Source organism: Devosia sp., from assembly GCF_017307495.1.
Classification (GTDB): domain Bacteria; phylum Pseudomonadota; class Alphaproteobacteria; order Rhizobiales; family Devosiaceae; genus Devosia_A.
In genome coordinates, this window is record NZ_JAFKHE010000013.1 from 13,540 (window position 1) to 28,494 (window position 14,955).

Consider the following 14,955-nt stretch of genomic DNA (forward strand, 5'->3'; position numbering starts at 1 on the left):
GATTGGGATGGGGCGCTCAATGCGCCCCGTCCCAATCCCGCGCCGCATGCGCATCCACCTTGATCGGCACGGTCAGCCGCACCGCCGGTTCGCTTGCCGTTTCCATCGTCTTGACGATCACCGGCATCACGTCGGCCTCTTTCCCCTCGTCGACCTCAAAAATCAGTTCGTCGTGGACCTGTAGCAGCATCGTCGCGTCGGCGCCGGCTGCCTTCAGCGCCGGTTCCATGCGGATCATGGCGCGGCGGATGATGTCGGCGGCAGAACCCTGGATGGGGGCGTTGATCGAAGCCCTCTCGACAAAGCTGCGCTCGGCCGGGTTGTTGGATCGCGCGTTGGGGAAGTTCACCTTGCGGCCGAAGATGGTCTCGACATAGCCCTGCTCCTTCACCAGCCGGCGCTGGTCGGCCATGTAGTCCTGGATGCCGGGGAAGCGGGCGAAATAGGTCTTGATGTACTCGCCGGCTTCGCTGCGCTCGATGCCGAGCTGGTTGGCGAGCCCGAAGGCCGAGATGCCGTAGATGATGCCGAAATTGATCGCCTTGGCGCGGCGGCGGATTTCGCTCGGCATGCCCTCGACCGGCACGCCGAACATTTCGGACGCCGTCATGGCGTGGATGTCGAGCCCTTCCTCGAACGCGTCCTTGAGCGCCTGGATATCGGCGATGTGGGCGAGGACGCGCAGCTCGATCTGGCTGTAGTCGGCGCTGATCAGGAGCTTGCCCGCCGGGGCGACGAAGGCGGTGCGGATCTTGCGCCCATCCTCGGTGCGCACCGGGATGTTCTGCAGGTTCGGATCGTTCGAGCTCAGCCGCCCGGTCAGCACCGAATGCTGCGAATAGGTGGTGTGGACGCGGCCGGTGCGCGGGTTGATGTAGGTGGGCAGCGCATCGGTATAGGTGCCCATCAGCTTGGTCAGCTGGCGCCAGTCGACGATGGTGCGGGCGATGGCGATGCCCTGCGCCGCCAGCTCCTCGAGCACGTCGGCGCCGGTCGACCACTGCCCGGTCTTGGTCTTCGAACCACCCGGCAGGCCCATGCGGCCGAACAGGATTTCGCCCAGTTGCTTGGGGCTGCCGAGGTTGAAGCTGCCGCCGGCGAGCTCATAGGCTTCGGCCTCGAGCGCGGCGGCGCGCTGCGCGAAATCGCCGCTGAGGCGGGAAAGGATCTGCCGGTCGACGGTGATGCCGCGGCCTTCCATGCGCGCCAGCACCGGGGCCAGCGGGCGCTCCAGCGTCTCGTACAGCGTCGTCATGTTCTCGGCGACGAGCCGCGGCTTCAGCACGTGCCACAGCCGGATGGTGAGGTCGGAATCCTCGGCGGCATAGCGCGCCGCGTCCGCGATCGGCACCTCGGCGAAGGTCTTCTGGTTCTTGCCGGTGCCGAGCAGTTCCTTGATGGCGATGCCAGTGTGGCCGAGCCAGTGCTCGCTGAGCTCGCCCATGGTGTTGAACTGCGGCCCGTCGAGCGCGTAGCTGATCAGCAGGTTGTCGTCGAACGCGCGCACCTCGACGCCGTAGCGGGCCAGGATGCCGAGGTCGTACTTGATGTTGTGGAAGATCTTGAGGATCGAGCGGTCGGCAAACACCGGCTTCAGCATGTCGAGCGCCTGGCGCATCTCCATCTGGCCTTCGGCATGGCCGCCGCCGAGCAGGTCGTTGGCGCCCGTGGTGTGGCCGAGCGGCAGGTAGGCGCCATTGCCCGGGGCGGTCGAGAACGAGATGCCGACGAGGTCGGCGGTCTGGTTGTCGAGCCCGGTGGTCTCGGTGTCGGTCGCGACATAGCCCTGCGCGTAGATCGCCTCGATCCAGCGCGCCAGCGCCTCGGCGTCGCGGATGATCTCGTAGTTCGAATGATCGAGCGGGATCGCCTTGATGCGCGCATGCTCGAGCCTGGCATGCACCACCGGGGCAGACTCGGCCCGGCCCTCGGCCACCTGCCGCGCGGCGCGCGCCTCGGCCCGGGCGGAATTGTCGAAGCCGACCGGCTCGGCCGGCTTGGCGGCAAGCTCCGGGTCCGGCGGCCAGGCGGACGGGTCGGCATCGAGCAGCGTGCCGAGGCGCTTCGCCACCGAGACGAACTCCATGGCGTTGAGGAAGGGGAACAGTTTTCCCGGCTCGATCGGCTGGCGCCTCAGGTCCTCGAGCGGCAGCTCGACCGGCGTGTCGTGCTTGAGCGTCACGAGCTGTTTCGAGATGCGGGCGAGCTCGGCATTCTCCTCGAGCGCCTGCCGGCGCTTCGGCTGCTTGATCGAGGCCGTGCTGGCGAGCAGCGTTTCGATGTCGCCATAGGTGTTGATCAGCTCGGCCGCCGTCTTCACCCCGATGCCGGGCACGCCCGGCACGTTGTCGACGGCGTCGCCGCACAGGGCCTGAACTTCTATGACCTTGTCGGGCGAAACGCCGAACTTTTCCCGCACTTCATCCGCGCCAATCCAGCGAAGTGCAGGCTGACCCGGCCGCGGAATCGTGTCGAGCAGGCGCACGGAGCCGTCCGGTTCGACCAGCTGCATCAGGTCCTTGTCGGACGAAACGATCGTCACCTTGCCCCCGGCATCGCGCGCCAGCGCCGTGTAGGTGGCGATGATATCGTCGGCCTCGTAGCCTTCCATCTCGATCGAGGGCAGGCCGTAAGCCCTTGTCGCAGCTCGCGTTAATGGAAACTGCGGGACCAGCTCCTCGGGCGCCGGCGGCCGGTGCGTCTTGTAGTCGGCATAGATCTCGTCGCGGAAGGTCTTGGATGAATAGTCGAAAACCACCGCCATGTGCGTCGGCGCATCCTCGCCCTTGAGGTCCTCGCCCAGCTTCCACAGCATGTTGCAGAACCCGATCACCGACCCCACTGGCAACCGATCCGACTTGCGCGTCAGCTGCGGCAGGGCGTGGAAGGCCCGGAAGATGAAGCCAGAGCCATCGACGAGGACAAGATGCATGTGAAGCGATTCCGGATGTTTGGCGCGGACCTTAGCCGAGATGGCCCGGGGGATGAACCCTGACGAAGCCTGACAGGGGTGGGAAAGCCCGGTCCGTGTTGTTAGGATGCGCGGGCCAAGGGGATCGACCAATGAGCAAGCCGGTTATCTTCACTATCACGGCCGCCTGGGATGACGAGGCCTCGGTCTGGACCGGCCACTCCGACGAGATCCCGGCCGCCGCCGATGCTCCCACGCTCGACGAACTGCTGAGCAAGATTTCCGCCATGGCCCTCGACGTGTTGCCGGACAACCACCCGGACATCGACCCCTCTCAGCTCTACCTGCAGATCACCGCGCTGCGCGAAGCCGAGCCCGCGGCGGCCTGATGGCACCGCAGTTCGACCGGCCCCTGCGCGACCTGCTGAAGGCAGCCGGCTGTAGCTTCGTACGCCCGGGCAAGGGCAGCCACGAGATCTGGCACAGTCCGATCACCGGCCGGACATTTCCAGTGCCCATCGGCATCCCCAGCCGGCACACTGCCAACGCGATCCTGCGACAAGCGGGCCTGCCAAAGGCCTTCTAGCCCTTCCATTTTCCCTCGTCCGCCCCATCTCTTCCGACAACAGCGTCGAGAGGGCATGGGAATGCGGGCAGCGGTATATCGTCGGTTTGGCGGACCTGAAGTGGTGCAGGTCGAGGATGTGCCAAAGCCGGTGCCCAAGGCCGGCGAGGTGCTGATCCGCGTCGTCGCCTCGACCGTATCGGTCGCCGACCACCGCATGCGGGCCAAGGACGTCCCGGGCGGGCTGGGGCTGCTGGTCTCGGCCGTGGTTGGCATCTTCAAGCCGCGCCGCCGCATCCTCGGCATGGACTTCGCCGGCACCGTCGAGGCGGTGGGCGAGGGCGTGACCCGGTTCAAGCCGGGCGACGACGTCGTCGGCCTCACTGGCGCGGCCTTCGGCGGGCATGCCGAATACGTGGTGCTGCCGCAGACGGCGGCAATGGTCGCAAAGCCCGATGGACTGGGGTTCGAGGATGCCCTGGCGCTGGTGTTCGGCGGCCATACGGTTTCGGAATGCGTGCGCAAATGTCCGATCCGGCCGGGCGACGAGGTGCTGGTCAACGGCGCCTCCGGCGCGGTCGGCACCACCGCGATCCAGGCTGCCAAGGCGGCCGGGGCCGTGGTGACGGCCGTCACCAGCGCCGGTAATGCCGAGCTGGTCCGCTCGCTCGGCGCCGACCATGTCATCGACTACGCGCGCGAGGATTTCGCCGCCGGCGACAGGCAGTACGACATCATCTTCGAATGCGTCGGCAACGCTCCCTTCGAGCGCGTCGGGCGCGTGCTGAAGCCGGGTGGGGCGCTGCTGCTGGTGGTCCTCGATCTCAAGGGCCTGCTCGGCGCCGGCCGCAACAGCCGCCGCTCCGGCAAGCGCGTCATCCCGATCAGCTTCACCGCGAGGCCCGAAGACGTGCGCTTTGCCTTCGACCTGGCGGTGAAGGGGGCCATGCGGCCGGTGATCGACCGGACCTATGCGCTCGACCAGATCGTGGAGGCGCACCGCTATGTCGATACGGGGCGGAAGCGTGGCACGGTGATCCTGCGGGTCGTATGACGCACCGGCTGCGGTCGGATCGATACAACTCGACTGATCCCGGATTGAGCCGAGTCATTGCCCGATTTGGGTCGTTTTCGGGACAGATTTTCCACACGCTTGTTAAGCATAGTCGCCGGCATGAACGGGGCATTCGACAGGTTCAGGCGCATCGCAGGGCGTGCGCATCCGGCCTTGATTAGTGACGTGTTGGGAGGTTTCGCGCTGCCGGCTCTCGCGGCAGCCGGCACGCTCGGCGTGGTTGGCGTACTGTTCGGCCTGCAGTGCGGCGGCATCGACCGTTGCTTCGTATCGTCCGCGCCTGCCGCCGTCGCCACCATGGCCCCCTCCGCGCCTGCCGCAGCGGCGGCGGAGCCGCGCCTTGTGCCCGACGCGGGTGTGGTCGTCGCCGAGCCGGCTCCGGTCGTCGAGCCCCCGGGCGGGGTGGCGGAGACGCAGTTGCGGCGGATCGACGACATGATCGGCAGCAGCTTCGCCGCGATCCGCGCCGATGATGCGGGCTGGCTATCGGGCGCGCACAGCGCCAGGACCGAGCCGGTCGTGGCGGCCGTGGCTGACAGTGTAGGCCCGATCCGGGCCGTCGCCGCCGCTGGCAAGCCCAGGACCACGTCCGCTCCTGCGCCGACCAGTGCCCAGGGCGAGGCGGCGGTTGCGGCCATCGACGCCCTCGAACAGCCGGTGCGGCCCGTGCCGCGGCCCGAGCCGCTCACCGTTACCGCCTTTGCCGAGACTCCGTCGGATACGCCGCAGGAGGTCACCGCGGCCGCAAAGAAGCAGCTCGCCCAGGTCGCGGCCAGAACGCCGGTCGCGACAGCGCAAGCCAGGCCTGCCGAACCGGCCGGGGCCGCCAAGGTGGCCGATACTGCCAGCGGCGACACCCGCACCGTCGCCGGATCCGGCGTCAATGTCCGTTCCGGCCCCGGCAAATCCAGCGGCAAGCTGTTCGCGCTGGCCGGCGGCGAGAAGGTCAAGGTCGGTGAGGACCAGCACGGCTGGCTCAAGATCACCGACGACCAGGGCCGCACCGGCTGGGTCTACAAGACCTATCTGGACTAGTCCCTGCGGGCAGGCAGCGGGGGCCGATGCCTGCCCCCGCGGACTACTCCACCTGTCCGATGCCGGCCGGACTTTCACCGGGCGACAGCACGTATTTCCAGATCGCCGCCCCGAGCGCGCCGCCGACCAGCGGCGCGACGATGAACAGCCAGACCTGGCCCATCGCCCCGTTCTGCGCAAAGACCGCTGCCGCGATCGAGCGGGCCGGGTTGACCGATGTATTGGTCACCGGGATCGAGATCAGGTGGATCAACGTCAGCGCGAGGCCGATCGCGATGGGGGCGAAACCGGCCGGAACCGCCTTGGCAGTCGAGCCCAGGATGACGATCAGGAAGAAGGCGGTGAGCACGATCTCGGCCACCAGGGCCGCGAGCATGCCGTAGCCGCCGGGCGAATTGGCGTCGAAGCCGTTGGAGGCAAAGCCGCCGGGGGTGTAGCCCGCGACGCCCGAGGCGATGACATACAGCACGGCCGCACCGGCGATGCCGCCCACGACCTGCGCCACCCAGTAGGGCACCAGGTCCTTGTAGGCAAAGCGGCCGGCCAGCGCGAGCCCGAGCGACACGGCCGGGTTGAAATGCCCGCCCGAGATGCCGCCCACGGCATAGGCCATGGTCAGCACCGTGAGGCCGAAGGCCAGGGCCACGCCGACGAAGCCGATCCCGACGTCGGGAAAGCCGGCCGCGAGGATGGCGCTGCCGCAGCCGCCGAAGACCAACCAGAAGGTGCCGAAAGCTTCGGCCGAAAGTCGCCTGAACATAACGCTGGCCCCTGTCCAAGGATGTTCCCACCCTCGACTGTTAGTCTGCGTCGCGTTGACCGTGAATTGGCGAGCCGCTGTTTTGCACCGTTGTCGCGCCGACCCGGACGCCTCTCAGCGCAGGCCGGCTTCTTCGAGCAGGCCCAGGCGCTTGGCGTCGTAATAGTAGCCGCGGGCGAAGAAGCGCACGGCGCTGTCCGAGTTGTAGCCGCCGACCACATAGGCGCCGCGCAGGTACCTGACGCCGTACTTGAGGTTCGTCTCGGCATCGAGCAGGCCTTCGGCGCTGCCGCCGTAGCCCATCGAGCGGGCGGTGTCGTGGCGGATCTGCATCAGCCCCAGATAGGGTCCATGCCGCGCTGCCGGATTGAAGCCGCTCTCGCGCTGCACCACGCGGCGGACCAGGGACTCCGGTACGTCGTAGATCATGGCGTACTTGGCGATCAGCCCGTCGACCGGTGTCGGCATGCGCGCCGGCGCCTCGGCGAAGGCCATGGGCTCGAACGGCTCGTCCGCCGCCTCGGGCCGGTCCTCGGGCACCGGCGCCGCCGCGGCGACGACGGCCGGCGCCGGCTTGAACGAGGGCAGGCCCGCCATCGAGCAGCCCGAAACGGCGAGCGCGATGGCCGGCACGACGAGCAGCAAGCGCATGGCAGCGATGGAGGCGGCAGCCCTGGACATGCCCGTCTCATAACAGAAGCCCGCGCAGGGGGGAACCCGGCGGCGAGTGCCCGGCAACGGGCCCGTAACGCCGGGGTTCCGCTCGCCTTCCGCCCCTGCTATGAGCCGCGCAATGCTCAACCCCATGCCCGCGACCTTCGACTACCACCCGCCCACCGACCCGTGGCTGACCGTGGTGCATGCCGACGAGGACATCGTCGTGCTCGACAAGCCCTCGGGCCTGCTGTCGGTCGCCGGCAAGGACCCGGCGCTCGCCGATTGCCTCGAGGCCCGGGTCAAGCAGCGCTGGCCCACCGCCGCCATGGCGCACCGACTGGACAAGGACACCTCGGGGGTCCTCGTCATGTGCCTCAACAAGAAGGCGCTCGGCCATGTCGGCCAGGAGTTCGAGCAGCGCCGGGCGAAGAAGTCCTACGTGGCGCGCGTCTGGGGCGAGATCGAAGGCGACGCGGGGCGCATCGACCTGCCGCTCGCCACCGACTGGGAGCACAAGCCGCGCCAGCGCGTCGACTACGAGCGCGGCCGCCCCAGCGTCACCGACTGGGTGGTCGAGTCCCGCGCCGACGGCATCACCCGGGTCCGGCTATATCCGCTCACCGGCCGCACGCACCAGTTGCGCGTGCACATGATGGAGCTCGGGCATCCGATCCTGGGCGATCCGTTCTATGCCACCGGTGCGGCGCTCGCCGCCGCCGACCGGCTGCAGCTGCATGCCGAGGAGCTTGCCTTCAATCACCCGCGCGGCCACTGGGTCAGCTTCCGCGTCCCGGCGCCGTTCTAGCAGCGGCGCCGGCGCCAGCTCGCGTGAAGACCCTGGTTCTCTGCCCCTGCCGTCACGAAATCGTCATGGGAAGGCCGGAATCCGGTCCGAAACGGGCCAAACCTGGCCTCTAGCGTCCTCCTTGCCCGACCGGCGCCTGCTGGTCGTGCGATCCGTCGCATCTGACCCGGAGAGACCGATGAGCGAGCCTGAGGACCGGCAAGACGCCACCCCCGCCGTCGTAGCCCCCGCCATTTCGCCGGCCCGCGTTCCGGCGGACAGCGCCGATGTCGACGCCGTCGCTGCCGTGGAGGGCACCGCCGACGCGGCGCCAGATCGGCCGGCGGTCGCCGAGCCGCCCCGTGATGGCCGTGCTGATACGGTCGCCGTCGCAACTTACGCCGGCTACGGTCCCGCCGCCCCGGCGCACAGCGCGTCTCCCGTGCACGACGACGCTCCGCTGCTCGACGATGTGCTCGAGGCCGGCATCGCCTCGGTCTTTGCCGCCCTCCACGCCGCCGCCGGCGACGACGCGACCGATGCACCGGACGAATCCGACGGCCCGCTCGGCGACGCCGAGGCGGTGGACGGCATCACCTTCCGGCTGTTGGGCGAACTCGACCGCCTCTGGCACCGCGCGGCCTGACCGGGCGCCTGCCGCGCCGGGCGACGGGGCGCAACCCGTCTTGCGCTCGCCGCCCCAATCGCCTATTGCCTTGCTCTGCTGCACCCGTAGCTCAGCTGGATAGAGCGCTGCCCTCCGAAGGCAGAGGTCATGAGTTCGAATCTCGTCGGGTGCACCAATCTTTTCAAGGGGTTAGCCGTGTCTGGCTGGCCCCTTTTGCTTTGGCGGTGCCATTTGTCGCCAAGCACGGGGGGCTGGCATCATCGGCGAGCCGTGTCGAGCAAGGCGGAGCGAGGCGCGCGCCCGATGCGAGGCCCGCGAGATCAGACCTGCGTGGCGAACAGGACGAGCCATTCCGGCATGACCTGGACCAGGCTGGCCTCGACGATGCGGTCCAGGCCGGTCAGGGCGAACAGGCCGACGATGACGAGCACGCCGCCGAAGATCATCCTCCCGGCGCGGGCGGAGGTGCGGGTGGCGGCCTTCGATTGCCGCGTCAGCCGGCCAATCAGGAAGCCGGCCACCAGCAGTGACGCTGCCGAGCCGAGGGCGAAGATGCCCATGGTGAGCATGGCCAGCGGCAGGGTCCCGGTGCCCGCCGCCAGGAGCAGCGCCGCGCCGAGCGTCGGCCCGACGCACGGGCCCCAGAGCAGGGCCAGGAGGGCGCCGAGACCGGCTTGCCCGAGCAGTCCGGTGGCGGGAAGGCGCGCGGACAGCTGCTGCCCCACGGCGGCGACGGGAGCGAGTAGGCGCTCGCCGACCTCCGAGACGATCGGCACTGCGATGGCCAGGCCCAGTGCAATCATGACCGAGGCCGATACCCATCGCAGCACGGGATTGTCGCCAAGCTCGGCGCCGGCCGAAGCGATCAGGCCACCCACGATCCCGAAGGTCAGGGCGAGACCGATGGCCAGCGCGAACGGACCGCGGGCATCGCGGGCGCCGGCTCCGGCCACCAAGATGGGGGCCAGCGGGAGCACGCAGGGATTGAAGATGGTCAGCAAGCCGGCGAGGAAGGCCAGTCCAATGGCAAGCATCGCTACTTGACGGCGTCGAGGACGTTCACCACCGATTGCGTGCTCGTGCCCCACGACATCCTGGCCACTTCCGCACCGCCGTCATAGGCGATCAGGGTGGAACGCGGCGTGCCGAGCGCCTTCACCACGTCCTTCTGCTTGTCGTAGTCGACGCGATAGAAGCTGATGCCGTCGTAGCCGGCATCGCTCGACAGCCGACCCAGGATCGCCTCCTGGGCGCGGCACTGCAGGCACCACGGGGCAAAGACATGGACGACCACCGGCCGTCCCGACGCGATCGCCTTCTGGACGGTGGCAGCGTCGTAGGCCTTGAACTCGAAGGCGTCGGCGGCGGGAACCGCGGCGAACGCCAGAACCACGCTCATCGCCAGTCCACGGAGCAGCTTCATCATCGGGGCACGTCCTGATCAAAGGTCTCTGCCATCAGATACGGGAACCGAGCGGACCGAGTTTCACCCCGAACGCGCAGGGATGGCGACGACGAGTGCGGCTGTGCTGCCACGAGCGGCGGCGCGCCTAGGCCGACGGCTTGCCGAGTATCGCCGCGGTCGAGGCGAGTTCGTCGAGCAGGGCCATCGTGGCTCGGGCCGAGCAGGTGAACGGGTCGAGTTCGGCCTTCTCGTGATACTTGAGCAGCAGGCTGGCATTGACCTTCCTGAGGTCCACCTGTCCCATGGTCCAGCTGCCGAACTTGCGCTGCGGAATCTCCTCGAACGCGAGCAGTCGCACATTGGTATGGCGCGGATCGGTGGCGATCCGGATGAACAGGTCGGAAACCTCGTCCCTGCCACCCTCCAGCACCTGGATGAAGATGTCGCCGCTGACGCACAGGAAACCGGTGATGCCGGCCTCCGGATTGCGTTGGCGCGAGACATCGAGGATGGCTCCGAGCACGGGCTTGGTCAGGGGATCGACGGAACGACTGGCGTAGGCGCACCTTACGAGCATGGCCGGCTACTCCTTGCTGATCAGCGAGAGAAATTCGCGCCGCAGGGTGGCATCCTTCAGGAACGCCCCCCGCATGACGCTGTTGATCATCTTGGCCCCGGTGTCCTTGACCCCCCGCCAGTGCATGCAGAAGTGGTCGGCCTCCATGACCACGGCCAGACCATTCGGCGTGACCTTTTCCATCAGCACGTCGGCCAGCTGACTGATCGCCTCCTCCTGGATCTGCGGGCGACCCATGATCCACTCGGCCAGCCTGGAATACTTGGACAGGCCGATCAGGTTCGAGTGTTCGTTGGGCAGAATGCCGACCCAGACCCGCCCCATGATCGGACACAGATGGTGGCTGCAGGCACTGCGGACGGTGATCGGCCCGACGATCATCAGCTCGGCGAGGCTCTCGGCATTTGGAAATTCGGTGACTGGCGGCGCCGGTTCGTAGCGGCCCTTGAACACCTCGGTAAGGTACATCTTGGCCACACGCCGCGCGGTCTGGTTGGTGTTGTGATCATTCTCGGTGTCGATCACCAGGCTTTCCAGCACCGCCTCCATCTTGCCCGCGACCTCCTCGAGCAGCGCGTCGATCTCGCCCGGCTCGATGAACTCGGAGATGTTGTCGTTGGCATTGAAGCGCCGCGAGGCCGACCGGATCCGTGCCCGGATCCTGTCCGAGATCACCGTCGCCGAGGTCTCGTCGCCATCCTGGCGTGAGTAGGTAGTCATGGCCAAGCGCCTGCCCTGTCTGTGTCGCCACATCATTGACGCCTGCCCGTCGCCGGCGCAACTCACAGTTCGCGCCGCACCGATCGGGATCGACCGTCCGGGCTGGCTCGTTCAGGCCGCCACGCGATTTCTGCCCAGGTTCTTCGCATCATAGAGCGCCGCGTCGGCCCGCTGAATGAGATCGCCTGGCGTGGTGTCGGTCGGTTCGATCTCGGCGGCGCCGATGCTTGCCGTGACGCCGACTTCCCCATCGGCGAGGGGCAGTCGTATCGCGGCAACGGCCCTGCGCACCCTCTCGGCCAGCTGCAGGGCGCCGGCCAGGCCCGTATCCGGCAGGAAGACGCAGAATTCCTCGCCTCCGAACCGTCCCAGCGTGTCGGCGGGCCTCAGTTCCGAACGAATCGCCGCAACGAGTCGAACCAGGACCTCGTCGCCGATCGCGTGCCCCCATTCGTCGTTGATGGTCTTGAAGTTGTCCGCGTCGATCATGAGGCAGGCCAACGGGTTGCCCTGGCCCTGCGCCAGCGCCAGGTCGCGGGCCGCGGAGGCCAGGAAGGGTATTCTGCGCAGGGCGCCGGTCAGCCCGTCGCGGGTTGCGAGCAGTCGCAACTCCAGCTGCTCCATGGTCAGGTTTGCCAGGTCACCCAGGATATCGAGCTCCCGCTGCTCGATGTCGCGAGGCCTCGTGTCGATCCCGCACAGTGCTCCCAACGGCGTGCCGTCCGCGGCCCGGAGCGGAACGCCGACATAGAAGCGAATGTCGGGCCGGCCCCTGACCAGGGGGTTGAAAGCAAAGCGGGGGTCAAGAACGGCGTCGCGCACGACCATGGGTTCCTGGCCCAGCATGGCGTGCGCGCAGAACGACTGCTCTCTTGGCGTCTCGGCAAGGTTCAGTCCGTGTTCGGACTTGAACCACTGACGGTCGCGATCCACCAGCGTGACGGCCGCAATCGGCACGTTCAGCACCGCCGTGACCAGCCGCGTGATGCGGTCGAAAGCGTCCTCTCGCGGGGTGTCCAGCAGATTGTACTGCTGCAGCTTCCGGAGGCGCAGCGCTTCCTCGTCGGTGCCCATCGGTCGTTGCCCCCAGCCAGATGCGAGTGATGATCCCTAGCTAGCGCCGGGGCAGCTAATTGATCCTGAACATCAGGTCGGATTTCTGCGTGCAAAGCGGCGGGAAGCCCGCGGGTCATCCGTCCGCTCGAGATCCCACAAATCCGTCCGGGATGCGCGGATCGGCAAGACCTTCGAATTTCGGTCGGGCCAGCAGATAGCCCTGAAACAGTGTCAGCCCGAGATCCCGGAGCGCCTGCAGTTCATCGACAGTCTCCACGCCCTCGCACACGGTGCGGACGCCGAGTTCCGCCAGCATCCCCGCTACCGACCGGACGATCGTGCGCCGGGGCTTGTCGGTGTCGATCCCGCGAATCAGGTCCATGTCGAGCTTGACGATGTCGGGCTGAAACTGCGCCAACAGGTTCAGCCCGGCATGACCTGCCCCGAAGTCGTCGATGGCCGTCAGGAACCCCATGTCCCTGTAGCTGCGCAGGATGCCCAGCAGGTGGTCGGCCTCCACGCGCTCGGACTCGGTGAATTCGAAGATGATGTTGCGTGTCGGGAAGCCGACTGCCGAGGCGGCCGCCAGCGTAAGCCGGATGCAGGCGCGGGGCTCGTACACGGCGTTCGGCATGAAGTTGATCGACAGGCAGGCTCCGTCCGCTGCGAGGTCCAGCGAGTGCGCAAGATTGATCGCCCGCACGCGGCACTGCTGATCGAAAGCGTAGCGGTTCGATGCATCCACGGCAGACAGGACGGAATGGGCGCCCTCGCCGTTCGCTCCACGAACGAGAGCCTCGTGGGCGAACACCCTGCCCGTCTCGACGTCAACGATGGGCTGGAACGCCATCGAGAACGGCGTTTCGAATTTCGCGCCGTCGCGGCAGCCTTCACATCTGGTCGTCAATCTGTCGTTCCCGCAAGAGTCTGACACAGGTTATCGGACAGGAATTAACGGTCGGTTGGAGCCGAAAGCCCGCCAGTCTGTGCGTGACAAGGCCCCGGAGAGCCTCGGGTGCAGCGCGGCCAGGCGCCCGGCTGCCAGTGGCTTGCCGGCGCGACCGTGCCGATCGCACATTGCAACCGAGCGCTCTCGACACGAGATGAATGTCGTCGGTGGATACTGCGAGGTTGCGTGATGGCCGTCGAGGAACCCAAGTACAATATTGTCAGGGCTGACGGGGACTTTGAGGTTCGAGACTATCCCGATCTCGTTGTCGCCCAGGTCGAGGTTGGCGGAGACCGCCAGGCCGCCTCGAACGAGGGCTTCCGGATTCTGGCTGGCTATATCTTCGGCGGGAACGCCGGCGACAGCCGGATTGCCATGACCGCACCTGTTTCCCAAGCGCCGGCCAATGCCCAGTCCCGTGCTCAGGGGAGCAGGATCGCCATGACCGCCCCGGTCACTCTGGAAGGCGGCGCTGGCCGGTGGACGGTGCAGTTCACCATGCCGAGCACGTACACGATGGCGGAACTGCCGGCTCCCAACGACAAGCGCGTGCAGCTCAGGTCCTTGCCGCCAGTACGAATGGCGGTGCTGAAATTCTCCGGCCTGACCGGCGACGCGCGGGTCGCGCAGCAGACCGAAAGACTTGAGGCGCTCGTGCGCGAGCACAATCTGACGGCGACCGGCAAGCCATCGCTGGCCCGCTATGATCCGCCGTGGACGCCATGGTTCATGCGGCGCAACGAGCTGATGGTTCCGGTTTCGCCGTGATGGCACCGGCCGGCCCCGTCGACGATCGACGGAACCTGCCGGCCGAACTCGAGCTCAGGTCGAAGCCAGGTGCCGCAGTTCCGCCAGGGCCGCTTCGCTGACGGGGATGCCCCGGGCGAGGCTCTCGCGCCGGTTGGCATAGCGGCGGTCGCCGGGGAGGCGCGATTGCCCGGCATCATGGATTTCTCCGATCAGCACCTCGAGCCGATCGGCGAAGCTGTTCACGGCACCGCGGTTCGGATCGATGACGATGTAGGTCTGGCCGCCATGCGGCGTCGCGGCGCCGGGATAGTCGCTCCAGTCGATCTCGAACGAGTAGTCGCCGCCGGCCAGCGCGGCGCCCATGATTTCCATCATCATGGCGAGCGACGAGCCCTTGTGCCCGCCGAACGGCAGCAAGGCGCCGCCCTCCAGCACCGCATCGGGGTCGGTGGTCGGGTTGCCGTCGCGATCGACGCCGGTTCCGGGCGGCAGCTGCCGGCCTTCCCGTCGCGCGATCTGCACGTCACCGTTGGCCATGGCGCTCGAGGCCTGGTCGAACACCAGCGGGTCGGCGCCGTCGCGTGGCGCGGCGAAGCCGAACGGGTTGGTGCCGTAGACCTTGCGGTGGCCGCCATAGGGCACCACGCTCGCCATCGAGTTGATCATGGCGAGGGCGATGAACCCCTCGCGGGCGAAGGGCTCGATGTCGGGCCAGACGGCGCTGAAATGATGGGCCTTGCGGACGCTGAGGATCGCGATGCCGTTGGCCCGGGCCTTCTGCATCAGCGGCGCGCGCGCCATCTCGAGCACCGGCAGCGAGAAGCCGTTGCGGCCGTCGGCGCGCAGCATGCCGGGGGCCACATCCTCCAGCACCGGCACGGCCTTCCCATCCACCCAGCCGGTCTCGAGCGAGGCAAGGTTGCCCTTGATGCGGAAGATGCCGTGGCTGTGGGCGCCGTCGCGCTCGGCTCCGGCCATGTTCTCGGCCAGCAGCGTGGCGACCTGCTCCGAGCAGGCGTGCTTGAGGAACATCGCCTTCAGCAGGCGCACGAGTTCGTCGTAGGAGATGCGGACTATCATTGT

Annotated in this window: 16 protein-coding genes, 1 tRNA gene and 1 pseudogene; 8 read left to right on the forward strand and 10 right to left on the reverse strand. The window is 67.7% G+C overall.

All coding sequences use genetic code 11. From position 1 onward, the window contains the following. Positions 1 to 16 precede the first annotated feature (16 nt). On the reverse strand, positions 17 to 2,932 hold the full coding sequence (polA, locus tag J0I99_RS03400; protein WP_291395848.1) for a DNA polymerase I: 2,916 nt from the start codon (positions 2,930 to 2,932) through the stop codon (positions 17 to 19). A gap of 131 nt (positions 2,933 to 3,063) precedes the next feature. On the opposite strand from polA, the gene J0I99_RS03405 reads away from it, so the two are divergent. The 4 genes from J0I99_RS03405 (at position 3,064) to J0I99_RS03420 (ending at position 5,586) form a co-directional block, all read left to right on the forward strand. Further along, positions 3,064 to 3,300, forward strand: a complete 237-nt coding sequence (locus J0I99_RS03405; protein WP_291390174.1) for a DUF1902 domain-containing protein — start codon at positions 3,064 to 3,066, stop codon at positions 3,298 to 3,300. After that, positions 3,300 to 3,497 (forward strand): type II toxin-antitoxin system HicA family toxin, encoded by a 198-nt coding sequence (locus tag J0I99_RS03410; RefSeq protein WP_291390175.1) that lies wholly within the window; start codon positions 3,300 to 3,302, stop codon positions 3,495 to 3,497. The genes J0I99_RS03405 and J0I99_RS03410 overlap by 1 nt, the downstream gene beginning before the upstream one ends. Before the next feature lie 61 nt (positions 3,498 to 3,558). After that, a complete protein-coding gene (locus J0I99_RS03415) occupies positions 3,559 to 4,530 on the forward strand; it encodes an NAD(P)-dependent alcohol dehydrogenase (RefSeq protein WP_291395850.1) in 972 nt (323 codons plus the stop codon). Positions 4,531 to 4,716: 186 nt separating this feature from the next. Further along, positions 4,717 to 5,586, forward strand: coding sequence for an SH3 domain-containing protein (locus J0I99_RS03420; RefSeq protein ID WP_291395852.1), 870 nt, complete (start codon positions 4,717 to 4,719; stop codon positions 5,584 to 5,586). 43 nt (positions 5,587 to 5,629) lie between these two features. Here J0I99_RS03420 and aqpZ read toward each other — a convergent pair whose 3' ends face one another. Beyond that, positions 5,630 to 6,346 carry an aquaporin Z gene (gene aqpZ / locus J0I99_RS03425; protein ID WP_291395854.1) on the reverse strand — a complete coding sequence of 239 codons (717 nt, stop codon included), beginning with the start codon at positions 6,344 to 6,346 and terminating at the stop codon, positions 5,630 to 5,632. A gap of 114 nt (positions 6,347 to 6,460) precedes the next feature. Then, positions 6,461 to 6,802 (reverse strand): annotated as a pseudogene (locus J0I99_RS03430) (transglycosylase SLT domain-containing protein); the annotation flags it as partial. Between the two features lie 325 nt (positions 6,803 to 7,127). Here J0I99_RS03430 and J0I99_RS03435 point away from each other — a divergent pair. From J0I99_RS03435 to J0I99_RS03445, 3 genes are all read left to right on the forward strand, one after another. Continuing rightward, on the forward strand, positions 7,128 to 7,808 hold the full coding sequence (locus J0I99_RS03435) for a pseudouridine synthase (protein WP_291395856.1): 681 nt from the start codon (positions 7,128 to 7,130) through the stop codon (positions 7,806 to 7,808). Between the two features lie 178 nt (positions 7,809 to 7,986). After that, positions 7,987 to 8,433, forward strand: coding sequence for a hypothetical protein (locus J0I99_RS03440; RefSeq protein ID WP_291395858.1), 447 nt, complete (start codon positions 7,987 to 7,989; stop codon positions 8,431 to 8,433). 80 nt (positions 8,434 to 8,513) lie between these two features. Continuing rightward, positions 8,514 to 8,590: transfer RNA gene (locus J0I99_RS03445), tRNA-Arg, on the forward strand. A 145-nt stretch (positions 8,591 to 8,735) separates the two neighbouring features. Here J0I99_RS03445 and J0I99_RS03450 read toward each other — a convergent pair. The 6 genes from J0I99_RS03450 to J0I99_RS03475 form a co-directional block, all read right to left on the reverse strand. After that, positions 8,736 to 9,449: a cytochrome c biogenesis protein CcdA gene (locus J0I99_RS03450; RefSeq protein WP_291389457.1), complete on the reverse strand. Its 714-nt coding sequence runs from the start codon at positions 9,447 to 9,449 to the stop codon at positions 8,736 to 8,738. Positions 9,450 to 9,451: 2 nt separating this feature from the next. Continuing rightward, complete coding sequence (locus J0I99_RS03455; protein WP_291395860.1) at positions 9,452 to 9,841, reverse strand: thioredoxin family protein; 390 nt, start codon at positions 9,839 to 9,841, stop codon at positions 9,452 to 9,454. Positions 9,842 to 9,965: 124 nt separating this feature from the next. After that, complete coding sequence (locus tag J0I99_RS03460; protein WP_291395862.1) at positions 9,966 to 10,397, reverse strand: BLUF domain-containing protein; 432 nt, start codon at positions 10,395 to 10,397, stop codon at positions 9,966 to 9,968. Positions 10,398 to 10,403: 6 nt separating this feature from the next. Further along, positions 10,404 to 11,117 carry a GTP cyclohydrolase I gene (folE, locus tag J0I99_RS03465; RefSeq protein ID WP_291395864.1) on the reverse strand — a complete coding sequence of 238 codons (714 nt, stop codon included), beginning with the start codon at positions 11,115 to 11,117 and terminating at the stop codon, positions 10,404 to 10,406. A gap of 111 nt (positions 11,118 to 11,228) precedes the next feature. After that, positions 11,229 to 12,191 (reverse strand): sensor domain-containing diguanylate cyclase, encoded by a 963-nt coding sequence (locus tag J0I99_RS03470; RefSeq protein WP_291395866.1) that lies wholly within the window; start codon positions 12,189 to 12,191, stop codon positions 11,229 to 11,231. Between the two features lie 115 nt (positions 12,192 to 12,306). Further along, entirely contained in the window at positions 12,307 to 13,023 is a 717-nt protein-coding gene (locus J0I99_RS03475) for an EAL domain-containing protein (RefSeq protein ID WP_291393594.1), read from the reverse strand. A gap of 288 nt (positions 13,024 to 13,311) precedes the next feature. Between J0I99_RS03475 and J0I99_RS03480 the strand changes: the two genes are divergently transcribed. Beyond that, positions 13,312 to 13,890, forward strand: a complete 579-nt coding sequence (locus J0I99_RS03480) for a heme-binding protein (RefSeq protein WP_291395868.1) — start codon at positions 13,312 to 13,314, stop codon at positions 13,888 to 13,890. A 54-nt stretch (positions 13,891 to 13,944) separates the two neighbouring features. Here J0I99_RS03480 and J0I99_RS03485 read toward each other — a convergent pair whose 3' ends face one another. After that, positions 13,945 to 14,952 carry an Ldh family oxidoreductase gene (locus J0I99_RS03485; protein WP_291393589.1) on the reverse strand — a complete coding sequence of 336 codons (1,008 nt, stop codon included), beginning with the start codon at positions 14,950 to 14,952 and terminating at the stop codon, positions 13,945 to 13,947. Between the last annotated feature and the right edge of the window lie 3 nt (positions 14,953 to 14,955).